We start from the raw sequence: 9,878 nt of genomic DNA, 5'->3' as shown, positions 1-9,878 counted from the left end.
GATTATCTACACGCAGAACAGAATATTTACCATTGTGTAAATCGATGTTAATCCTGTCTCATTGAATCGTTAAAAAAATGGGTGAATACTGCCGATTTGAAATTTGCTAATAAAGAAAGATTTATCTTTGCGCCGTTTATACCGATAGCTAAAAGAGACCAGGTCACAAAATAAAATCCTGAAAGGAGCATAATATGGCAACTCTATCTTCCCTTGGCATCGGTTCCGGGCTGGATACGGCAGCGATGCTGGAGCAGATGAGGGCGGCGGAGCAAACCCGCCTGAACCCCTATACCACGTTAAAAAGCAGCTACGAAAACAAAATTTCCGCGTGGGGGAAAATTTCCAGCGCGCTTTCCAGCCTGCAAACCAGCGTAAAAAAGCTGAGCGGCGAAGCCTTTAACACCCTCACCGTCAGCGACAACAAAGCCTTTAAAGCCACGGCGACCTCTGAGGCCGCTGCCGATTCCCACAGCGTCACCGTGAAACAGCTGGCCGTCTCCCACAAGCTGAAAACGAAGGGATATACCAGCTCAGAGGAAAACCTGGGCGATAAAACCGGCGGGACGCGCACCATCACCATCACCCAGGCCAACGGTAAAGAGATCACGGTGTCGCTGGCGGATGATGAGACCTCGCTGGACCAGATAGCGAAAGCGATCAATAAGCAGGATGGCGGCGTCCGCGCCTCGGTGCAGCGCTCCGATGATGGTTATCAGCTGGTATTAAGCTCCCGCACCGCCGGCACCGAAGGGCAAATGTCGGTGCAGGTGACCGGTGATGATGCACTGGGCGATATCCTGAACACGTCCGAAGGCGGACAGCGTCCTGACCCGGATGACGAGAACAAGACTATCGCCGAGAATGACCGCATGTTCTCCGTCGCGGAAGCGCAGGATGCTCAACTGATCGTGGACGGCATTAGCTATACCCGCTCCAGCAACAGCATTACCGATATCATTGCCGGCGTTACCCTGAACCTGACGGGGGTATCTGAAGAGGGCAAGGCTGAGCAGTTGACGCTGAACGTAGATACCTCCGCCATTAAAACCACGCTGCAAGAGTTTGTTAAGCAGTACAACGCGCTGCTGTCGCAAACCTCATCCGCCAGCAAATTTGTTCCGAGCGATACCTCCGGCTTAGCGGACGACGATGTCGCTAAACCCAGCTCGGAGAACGGCGCGCTGATGGGCGACGGTACCCTGCGCGGCCTGGTAGGCGAGCTGCGTTCAGTGGTTAACGGCGTATACGGCGATAAAGACGTCAATGTAAGCGCGCTGAGTTCGTTGGGCATCTCCATCGATGCGGCCACTGGCCAGATGACGCTGGATACGGAAAAGCTGGATAAGGCGATCGCCGATTACCCGGAGCAGATCGGCGCGCTGTTCAAGGGCAACGGCGAGAAAGAAGGCCTGGCGACCGGGCTGAACGACATCATCACCAAATACGTCGGCGATAAAGAGAACAAAAAAGACGGCGTCATTAAAGGGATGACCGACACGCTGGACGAGCAGGTCAAGCTGGTCAAAGAGCAGATAGACAAAACGCAGAAGCTGATCGACGCGCAGGTGGAGCGCTATCGCATCCAGTTCCAGAACCTGGACAGCACCATGTCGCAGCTTAACAACATGAGCAACCAGCTCACTGCGGTATTGTCCACGCTGTAATCAACTTAACCGCCGCAACGGGCAGGCGCGGTTTCCTGCCCGTTTTTATGGAGACCATTATGTACGCAAAACAGGGAACCCGCGCCTACGCACAGGTCGATCTTCACAGCAGGCTGGCCGGCGCCACGCCGCATCAGCTGATTACCATGCTTTTTGAAGGTGCCCACAGCGCCATTGTTCGCGCGCGGCTCTATTTTGAAAACGGCAATATCGCCAAACGTGGTGAAATGATCTCAAAAGCGATTAATATTATTGATAACGGGCTGCGGTCGGCGCTGGATCACGAAAAAGGTGGGGAAATCGCACGCGATCTGGAAGCGCTTTACAGCTATATGTCGCGCACGCTGTTACAGGCGAATTTAAATAACGATCCCTCATCGTTGGCCCATGTTGATGAGATATTAATGAATATCGCTGAAACATGGAAAGAAATCGAATCACGTTAAACACGGGCATGTTATGAATAAGTTGATTAATAAAGACTACGCCGCCATTTATCAAATAAATCAGACGATGTTGCTGATGGCCAGGCAGGGAGAATGGGATGATTTTGTCACGCTGGCGGAAAATTACGTTGTGACCTTAGGCGCCGCGCTGGAACAGATCCCGGAAACGCTTTCTGAAGAAGAAAAGATGGAAATTGGCAGCCTGTTAATGGCGTTGCAAAATAATGAAGCGGAAATTAATCGCGCGCTTGAAGCCCGTCTCGATACCCTGAGAAAAGGCATTACGTCGTTAAGCCACGGAAAAAAGTGCAGCCAGGCTTACACTAATCAGGTTATATCGCCGTTTCAGTAACCGCGATCTGTTATTAACCACCCAGCACGTATTTTATTCTCCGATGCGTTGGCAGCGCTTTGTCTGAGCGCTTCTCACCAGCGATAGTTCACCGTTACCTGGCTGCTGACCACCTGCACCGGTGGTCTTAGCTGCCCATACGCATTTACCGCATAGAGAAAACGCAACGCCTCGCCTGGTGCGAAGGGCAGCGGCGCTGCCCGCTGGCCCGCCAGCCGATCCAGCGTGATGCAGGCGCTGACGCTGCACAGCTTGATCTCCAACCCCGGCGGCGCGGGAGAAAGCAGCGTGACGCGCCAGTTGATATGGCTGATAACAGCGTTTTGCGGCAGCGGCGCGGCGGCGCGCAGCGGCGGCCCGACATAGCTCTGCTTGCCCACGCTAAGCTGCGGGCCGGCGACCTTGCCGCTCCAGGCGCCGTGCGCCGCCAGCGCGCCCGCCGGGGCGCCGATGAACAATGCGGCGGTAAGCATGACGCTTTTCACGATTGCCCCCCAATAACATACGTCATGCGCACGGTGCGGCTGTGGTTCAGCTCCAGGTTGGAAAGCACCGCCAGCTGCGGAAAAACGCGGCGCAGGAAGCGGGAGAGCATCAGCCTCAGCGGTTGGTTCACCAGCAGCACCGGCGGCGCATCGAACGCCTCCTGCCGCTGAATCGCTTTTTCCGTTTGCGCGATGAGGTTTTCCGCAATGCCCGGCTCGATGGCACTGCCGTTCTGAATCGCCTGGATCAGCAGCCGCTCCAGATCGACATCAAGGCCGATTACCTGAATCTCCGGTTTATTCTGGAACCACTGCTGGGTAATGGCGCGCCCAAGTCGAATGCGCACCTGAGCTGTCAGCTCGTCGGCGTCGCTCTGCGCGGGCGCGAACTCCGCCAGCGTATCGATAATGGTGCGCATATCGCGGATAGAAACTCGCTCCGCCAGCAGATTCTGCAAGACCTTATGGAAAGTGGTGAGCGAGACGACCCCAGGAATAAAATCCTCCACCAGCTTCGGCATCTCTTTGCTGACCTGATCCAGCAGCTGCTGCGTTTCCTGACGGCTGAACAGCTCATCGGTATGCAGGCTAATCAGGTGATTCAGATGCGTCGCGACGACCGAGCTGGGATCGACCACGGTATAGCCCTGAATCGACGCCTGTTCGCGCAGCACATCGTCAATCCAGATCGCCGGCAGGCCGAAAGCGGGTTCCTGGCAGGGCTGGCCCGGCAGTTCCCTTTCGGCGCAGCCCGGATCGATCGCCATCCAGCGCTCCGGTTGAATCTCGCCGCGCCCAATCTCAACCCCTTTCAGCAGAATGCGGTAGTCGCCGGGCGCCAGATCGAGGTTGTCGCGGATATGCACCGGCGGCGGCAGGAAACCCATATCCTGCGCGAATTTTTTGCGAATGCCGCGAATACGCGCCAGCAGCTGACCATCCTGCGCGCTGTCGACCAGCGGGATCAGGCGATAGCCCACCTCCAACCCCAGCACATCCTCCAGCTGAACGTCAGACCAGGAGGCTTCCGCCGCCTGCGCCGCTTCCGCTTTAGCTTTCGCCGCGTCGCGGTCGGCCTTGCCCTTCACCGGGCTGCCGAGGGCGGCGGCCTGCATCTCGCGGCCGCGCAGCCACCAGGCTGCGCCGAGCAGGGCGGCGGTAAACAGCAGGAACACCAGGTTCGGCATGCCGGGAATAATGCCGAGCAACCCGATCACGCCCGCCGCCAGCAGCATCACGCGCGGATTATTCAGCAGCTGGCTTACCATCTGCTCGCCGACATCCTGTTCGGTGGAAACGCGCGTTACGATCACGCCAGCGGCGGTGGAGATAATCAGCGCCGGGATTTGCGCCACCAGACCGTCGCCGATGGTCAGCAGCGTGTAGGTTTCGCCCGCCTGGGCAAACGACATATCGTGCTGGAGCATACCGATCATCAGGCCGCCGATAATGTTGATCGCCATAATCAGCAGGCCGGCGATGGCGTCACCGCGCACAAATTTACTGGCGCCGTCCATCGAACCGTAAAAGTCGGACTCCTGCGTCACCTCGTTACGGCGGCGTTTCGCCTCCTCTTCGCCAATCAGCCCGGCGTTAAGGTCGGCATCGATCGCCATCTGTTTGCCCGGCATGCCGTCCAGCACAAAGCGCGCGCCCACTTCAGCGATACGCCCGGCGCCTTTGGTGATGACCATAAAGTTGATGATTATCAGGATAGCGAACACCACGATGCCGATAGCGAAGTTGCCGCCCACCAGAAAGTGGCCGAACGCTTCCACTACCTGGCCTGCCGCATTGGCGCCGGTATGACCTTCCAGCAGAATGACGCGCGTCGAAGCGATATTCAGCGCCAGGCGCAGCAGCGTGGAAAACAGCAGCACGGTGGGAAAGGCGGAAAACTCTAGCGTTTTTTGGGTGAACATCGCCACCATCAATATCATCAGCGACAGCACGATATTAAAGGTGAACAGCAGATCCAGTAAAAACGCAGGCAGCGGCAGCACCATCATGGCCAGAATCAGCATAATCAATACTGGCCCGGCCAGAATCTGCCACTGCGTATCTTTCATCTGCGGCAGGCGTAGTTTGCTGGCGAAATTAGACATTACTCTTGACTCTCAGGATTAAAATCCAGCGCGGCGGGCACCGGAAGGTTGACAGGTTTTTTGGGACGCAGGCCGCCTGCGTGACGCCAGCGGCGCAGGCTGTAAACCCAGGCGAGCACTTCCGCCACCGCGCCGTACAGGGCGGCAGGGATCGGCGCGTTCAGCTCGCAGTGGCGATAAAGCGCGCGCGCCAGCGGCGGCGCCTGCAGCATCGGAATATTGTGCTGCTCGCCGACCGCACGGATGCGCAACGCGGTCTCGCCTGCGCCTTTAGCCAGTAAAATCGGCGCGGACATCGCGCCCTCTTTGTAACGCAACGCCACGGAATAGTGCGTGGGGTTGTTGATAATCACGTCGGCGTTCGGCAGCTCCGCCATCATGCGGCGGCTGGCCGCCGCGCGCTGCAACTGCCGGATGCGCGCCTTAATATGCGGGTCGCCTTCATGCTGCTTATGCTCGTCGCGGATCTCCTGGCGGCTCATGCGCAGCTTCTTCAGATTGCTGAAGATTTGCCAGAAGACGTCGTAACCCACCATCGGAATCAACGCCAGAATCACCATCAGCAGACAGCCCATAATCAGGCGGGCAAAATTGCTCAGCGCCTCATACAGCGGCTGGTTCACCAGATGAATGAATTCCTGCCTGTGCACGAAGAGATAGAGGCTGCACACGCAGCCCACCAGGGTCACCTTCAGCAGGCCTTTAAGCAGCTCGGAAACCACCTGTGCAGAAAAGAGCCGCTTAAAGCCGGAAACGGGGGAAAGGCGTTTTAAATCGAGCTTCAGCGATTTGCCGCCGAGGTGCAGACCGCCCAGCAGCATCGGCGTGGTGATGGCGGTCAGAAACAGTCCGGGCAGCAGCAGCATCAGCGCGCGCGCGGCTTTGCCGCCCAGATGGCGCAGCTGATAAAACAGCAGCGTGCTGTCCTGCGCCAGCAGGGAATCGAAGGTCAGGCCGTCATGCAGCAGTTCAGTCAGGTGCCGCAACAGATCGTGTCCGCCGGCCAGCATCAGCGACCAGCCGACCAGCAGCATGAGCACCGATGTCAGCTCTTTAGAACGAGGGATCTGCCCCTCTTTACGCGCCTTCTCTCGCCGGTAAGGCGTGGGGTCTTCGGTCTTTTCTACATCGCTCTCTTCTGACATCGGCGCCGATCCCCTGTGCTTTGATTAAAAGCCGAGGCTCTCCAGCAGGTCGTCAACCTGGTCCTGAGAGGCCACTACGCCCGCTTTGGTGTGATCCAGCTGCGGGCCGTTTTTCAGGCTGTCGCGATCGTCGTCGGCGGCGGCGGCGATCGGTTTCTCCGGCATATTTTCCACCAGCACCTGGATCAGGCCATGTTCGATCTCGGCGATCAGATCCATCATCTTTTTGATCACCTGGCCGGTCAGATCCTGGAAATCCTGCGCCATCATGATTTCCATCAGCTGCTGATTGGTCTGCTGCGTGATATCGGGCGTCTGTTTCAGGAACTGGCGCGTGTCGTTCACCAGCTCGCGGGCGATGGGAAGCTCGACCGGTTCGGCGAACCATTCGTCCCAGCGTTCCGCCAGCTTAGTGGCGTTGGCGTTCAGCTCGTCCTGCAACGGCCGCGCCGCCTCCACGCAGGTCAGCACGCGGTCGGCGGCGTGCGAGGTTTTATCCACTACGTAGCTCAGGCGATCGCGCGCGTCCGGTATCGCCTCCGCCACGTCCATAATGGCGCGGTCGAGACTCAGATTATTCAGGCTGACGCGCAGCTGGCGCGCCAGTTGTCCAATTTGCGAAAAGATAACCTTCAGGTTATCGGCTGACTGTGCGTTTGTTGACTCTGCGTCCATGCGTTTACCATCCCAGTTTTTCGAAAATCTTACTTAGCTTCTCTTCCAGCGTGGCGGCGGTAAAAGGCTTCACAACGTAGCCGCTGGCGCCCGCCTGCGCTGCCGCAATGATATTTTCTTTCTTCGCTTCCGCGGTCACCATCAACACGGGAAGGGTGCTGAAGCGTTCATCTTTACGGATCTCATTCAGCAGCTGCAGGCCGTCCATATTGGGCATATTCCAGTCGCTGATAACGAAATCGACCGGCGCGGCCTGCAATTTGGCCAGCGCGTCGCTGCCGTCCTCCGCTTCTTCCACGTTGTGGTAGCCGAGATCTTTTAAAAGATTGCGCACAATACGGCGCATCGTTGCGAAATCATCTACCACCAGAAAACGTAAGTTTTTGTCTGCCATTTTGATTATCAGTCCGTATTGAAAGTGAAATAACAGCTTCGGTAAGAGAGAGGCAGCGTCAGATGCGCCGCGCCTGGCCGACGACATTACTCAGAATGCGCTGGCACATCTGATCGAGATCGACGATTTCATCCACGCCGTCAATCGCCACCGCTTCGCGCGGCATGCCGTACACCACGCAAGTTTTTTCGCTTTGCGCCAGCGTGCGTGCGCCCGCTTTACGCATCGCCAGCAGTCCCTGGGCGCCGTCGTGCCCCATGCCGGTCAGAATGGCGCCCACCGCATTTTTGCCGGCGGATTTCGCTACCGAGTGAAACAGCAGGTCGACGGAAGGGCAGTGGCGGTTAACCGGCGGCAGATCGTTCAGCTGCGCGTGGTAGTTGGCGCCGCTGCGCGCCAGCTCAAGATGACGGCCGCCCGGCGCGATATAGGCGTGTCCCGGCAATACGCGATCGCCGTCCTCCGCCTCTTTTACGGCGATCTGGCAGATCTTGTTCAGACGATCGGCAAAAGATCGGGTAAACCCGGCGGGCATATGCTGGGTAATCACAATGCCCGGACAGTTCAGCGGCATCGCGGTCAGCACCTGACGCAGCGCTTCGGTGCCGCCGGTCGAGGCGCCGATAGCGATAATTTTTTCACTGCCGACCAGCGGACCTTTGCTGACGTGGGCGACCGGCGCCGCGGTCGCGGTATGACGCGGAAAATTGCGCACCCGCGACGCCATACGGATCTTCTCGGCAATCAGCTCGCTGTATTGCAGCATGCCCTCGCGCAGGCCCATTTCCGGTTTGGTGACGAAATCGATTGCCCCCAGCTCCAGCGCGTTCAGAGTAATCTCCGACCCTTTCTGCGTCAGGGAGGAAACCATAATCACCGGCATCGGACGCAGGCGCATCAGGCGTTCAAGGAAATCCAGCCCGTCCATGCGCGGCATTTCCACATCCAGCGTCAGCACATCGGGTGAAAAGCGTTTAATCAAATCACGAGCGATCAGCGGATCCGGGGCCGTTGCCACCATTTCCATATCCGGCTGTTGATCGACGATATTCGTCATGATGCTGCGTATTAACGCAGAATCATCTACGCAAAGTACCTTGATTTTATTCATTATTTATCCTGGGTCAGGCTGTAAACTGACTGACCGCGCAGGCGAAACGGCCCGTTCATATTGCTAAAATTTTCGGAGTGTCCGACAAACAGCAGACCGCCCGGCTTCAGCATTTTCGCAAAGCGCCGCAAGATCTGGTGCTGCGTGCGCTGGTCAAAATAGATCATCACGTTGCGGCAAAAAATCGCATCGAAAGGCGCAGGTACGCGCCATTCCGGCGCCAGTAAATTCAACTGCTGATAGTGAATCGAGTTGAGCAAAGAGGGCTTCGCTTTCACCTGGTCCCGCTGCGCGCCGGTGCCGCGCAGAAACCAGGCGCGCTTCTGCTCCAGCGTCAGCGCGCTGATATCATCGTGCCGGTAGATGCCTTTCTCTGCTTTGGCCAGCACTTCGGTATCGATATCCGTCGCCCAAATACGCGGCCCGCCTACGCTCGGCCCCAGCACGTCATTCAGCGTGATGGCGATAGAGCACGGCTCCTCGCCGGTCGACGCGGCGGTACACCAGACGGTGTAGTTGTTCTGGCGCGCGCGGGCATGCTCGGCCAGCACGGGAAAGTGATAGGCTTCCCGGAAAAACGAGGTCAGATTCGTCGTCAGAGCGTTAATAAACTGCTGCCACTCAGGGCTGACAGGGTCTGACTCCAGCAGATTCAGATAGGCGGTAAAGGTTTTCAGCCCCAGATGGCGCACGCGCCGGGCGAGACGGTTATAAACCATGTCGCGTTTCTGGTGACTCAGCACGATGCCCGCCCGGTGGTAAATTAACGCGCTGATTTTTTCTAATTCCGCCTCGGTCAGAACGAATCCATTCTGTTTATTTACATTTGTACTGTTCAAATTACTGATTTCACTTATCGCGTTTTGCTGATACATCATGCGTCTCTGCGTTGGCAGGTGCGCTTCAGCCGGGCTGCCTGTTCTGCGCCGTTGATTCGCAGCAGAATGGGCGTGCGGCAGACCCGTCATCAGGGCAAGAGGGGCGATCGGCGACCTGGCGGTGAGTCGATGGCGAAATAATCGTTCGCCAGGCCGCCAACACCGCGTCGGCCCGCCTTTAAACGGACATATTCATTATTTCCTGGTAAGCGCTGACTAATTTATTGCGCACCTGAACGCCCAGATTTAACGCGACGGAAGATTTCTGCATTGAAACCATCACATCATTCAGACCAATGCCCGGCGTGCCGGAGAGATAATTCTCCGCCTGACTTTTCGCATTGGTTTGTAATTGGTTAATATTGTTAAGGCCGTTAAGTAAAAGGCTGGAGAAGGAAACATCGGTGTCGTTTTTTTGTGTATCCCGAATGGACAGGCGCTGACCTGATTCCGCAATTTGCTTCGCCTGAAACTGTATTTGTTCCAGAACGCCCGTAGATTGAATCGACATAGCATTCCCTTATGAAATAACCTGATGCGCGTCAATGCAGCTTCAGATTTTTTCCTTTTATTAACCTGTAATTAATAGAAAGAATAACATGACGCCATCAGCGTGGAAT

11 protein-coding genes are annotated in these 9,878 nt (G+C 56.9%); 3 read left to right on the top strand and 8 right to left on the bottom strand.

Annotated elements, in window-relative coordinates; translation table 11 throughout:
- The first annotated feature begins 194 nt into the window (after positions 1 to 194).
- The 3 genes from fliD to MYY08_RS04315 are packed head-to-tail and all read left to right on the top strand — an operon-like array spanning position 195 to position 2,465.
- The gene (fliD, locus tag MYY08_RS04325; RefSeq protein ID WP_288013434.1) at positions 195 to 1,667 is read left to right on the top strand and encodes a flagellar filament capping protein FliD; all 1,473 of its coding nucleotides are present in this window, start codon (positions 195 to 197) and stop codon (positions 1,665 to 1,667) included.
- 59 nt (positions 1,668 to 1,726) lie between these two features.
- Positions 1,727 to 2,113, top strand: coding sequence for a flagellar export chaperone FliS (gene fliS / locus MYY08_RS04320; protein ID WP_084971158.1), 387 nt, complete (start codon positions 1,727 to 1,729; stop codon positions 2,111 to 2,113).
- Between the two features lie 13 nt (positions 2,114 to 2,126).
- Positions 2,127 to 2,465, top strand: a complete 339-nt coding sequence (locus MYY08_RS04315; RefSeq protein ID WP_084971156.1) for a flagellar protein FliT — start codon at positions 2,127 to 2,129, stop codon at positions 2,463 to 2,465.
- Between the two features lie 74 nt (positions 2,466 to 2,539).
- Here the strand turns inward: MYY08_RS04315 and MYY08_RS04310 are convergent, their stop codons facing one another.
- From MYY08_RS04310 to fliE, 8 genes are all read right to left on the bottom strand, one after another.
- The gene (locus MYY08_RS04310) at positions 2,540 to 2,950 is read right to left on the bottom strand and encodes a flagellar protein FlhE (protein ID WP_244947400.1); all 411 of its coding nucleotides are present in this window, start codon (positions 2,948 to 2,950) and stop codon (positions 2,540 to 2,542) included.
- Positions 2,947 to 5,055, bottom strand: a complete 2,109-nt coding sequence (flhA, locus tag MYY08_RS04305) for a flagellar biosynthesis protein FlhA (RefSeq protein WP_288013426.1) — start codon at positions 5,053 to 5,055, stop codon at positions 2,947 to 2,949. The genes MYY08_RS04310 and flhA overlap by 4 nt, the downstream gene beginning before the upstream one ends.
- The gene (flhB, locus tag MYY08_RS04300; RefSeq protein ID WP_190296318.1) at positions 5,055 to 6,200 is read right to left on the bottom strand and encodes a flagellar biosynthesis protein FlhB; all 1,146 of its coding nucleotides are present in this window, start codon (positions 6,198 to 6,200) and stop codon (positions 5,055 to 5,057) included. The genes flhA and flhB overlap by 1 nt, the downstream gene beginning before the upstream one ends.
- Before the next feature lie 24 nt (positions 6,201 to 6,224).
- Positions 6,225 to 6,875, bottom strand: coding sequence for a protein phosphatase CheZ (cheZ, locus tag MYY08_RS04295; RefSeq protein ID WP_288013421.1), 651 nt, complete (start codon positions 6,873 to 6,875; stop codon positions 6,225 to 6,227).
- Between the two features lie 4 nt (positions 6,876 to 6,879).
- Positions 6,880 to 7,269 carry a chemotaxis response regulator CheY gene (gene cheY, locus MYY08_RS04290; RefSeq protein WP_084971430.1) on the bottom strand — a complete coding sequence of 130 codons (390 nt, stop codon included), beginning with the start codon at positions 7,267 to 7,269 and terminating at the stop codon, positions 6,880 to 6,882.
- A gap of 58 nt (positions 7,270 to 7,327) precedes the next feature.
- Complete coding sequence (locus MYY08_RS04285; RefSeq protein WP_190296834.1) at positions 7,328 to 8,380, bottom strand: protein-glutamate methylesterase/protein-glutamine glutaminase; 1,053 nt, start codon at positions 8,378 to 8,380, stop codon at positions 7,328 to 7,330.
- Positions 8,380 to 9,258 carry a CheR family methyltransferase gene (locus MYY08_RS04280; RefSeq protein ID WP_288013414.1) on the bottom strand — a complete coding sequence of 293 codons (879 nt, stop codon included), beginning with the start codon at positions 9,256 to 9,258 and terminating at the stop codon, positions 8,380 to 8,382. The genes MYY08_RS04285 and MYY08_RS04280 overlap by 1 nt, the downstream gene beginning before the upstream one ends.
- Before the next feature lie 178 nt (positions 9,259 to 9,436).
- Positions 9,437 to 9,769, bottom strand: a complete 333-nt coding sequence (gene fliE, locus MYY08_RS04275; RefSeq protein ID WP_190296319.1) for a flagellar hook-basal body complex protein FliE — start codon at positions 9,767 to 9,769, stop codon at positions 9,437 to 9,439.
- Between the last annotated feature and the right edge of the window lie 109 nt (positions 9,770 to 9,878).

This window comes from Mixta sp., assembly GCF_024610815.1.
Lineage (GTDB): Bacteria > Pseudomonadota > Gammaproteobacteria > Enterobacterales > Enterobacteriaceae > Mixta > Mixta calida.
Note: the sequence above shows the minus strand (reverse complement) of the source record. Positions and strands in the feature narration are given on the sequence as shown.

Excerpts from the sequence above, each read along its gene's own strand:
- MYY08_RS04315 (WP_084971156.1), top strand. The coding sequence starts at position 2,127 with ATGAATAAGTTGATTAATAAAGACTACGCCGCCATTTATCAAATAAAT.
- MYY08_RS04285 (WP_190296834.1), bottom strand. The coding sequence starts at position 8,380 with ATGAATAAAATCAAGGTACTTTGCGTAGATGATTCTGCGTTAATACGC.
- fliE (WP_190296319.1), bottom strand. The coding sequence starts at position 9,769 with ATGTCGATTCAATCTACGGGCGTTCTGGAACAAATACAGTTTCAGGCG.
- cheZ (WP_288013421.1), bottom strand. The coding sequence starts at position 6,875 with ATGGACGCAGAGTCAACAAACGCACAGTCAGCCGATAACCTGAAGGTT.
- cheY (WP_084971430.1), bottom strand. The coding sequence starts at position 7,269 with ATGGCAGACAAAAACTTACGTTTTCTGGTGGTAGATGATTTCGCAACG.
- flhA (WP_288013426.1), bottom strand. The coding sequence starts at position 5,055 with ATGTCTAATTTCGCCAGCAAACTACGCCTGCCGCAGATGAAAGATACG.
- fliD (WP_288013434.1), top strand. The coding sequence starts at position 195 with ATGGCAACTCTATCTTCCCTTGGCATCGGTTCCGGGCTGGATACGGCA.
- fliS (WP_084971158.1), top strand. The coding sequence starts at position 1,727 with ATGTACGCAAAACAGGGAACCCGCGCCTACGCACAGGTCGATCTTCAC.
- flhB (WP_190296318.1), bottom strand. The coding sequence starts at position 6,200 with ATGTCAGAAGAGAGCGATGTAGAAAAGACCGAAGACCCCACGCCTTAC.
- MYY08_RS04280 (WP_288013414.1), bottom strand. The coding sequence starts at position 9,258 with ATGATGTATCAGCAAAACGCGATAAGTGAAATCAGTAATTTGAACAGT.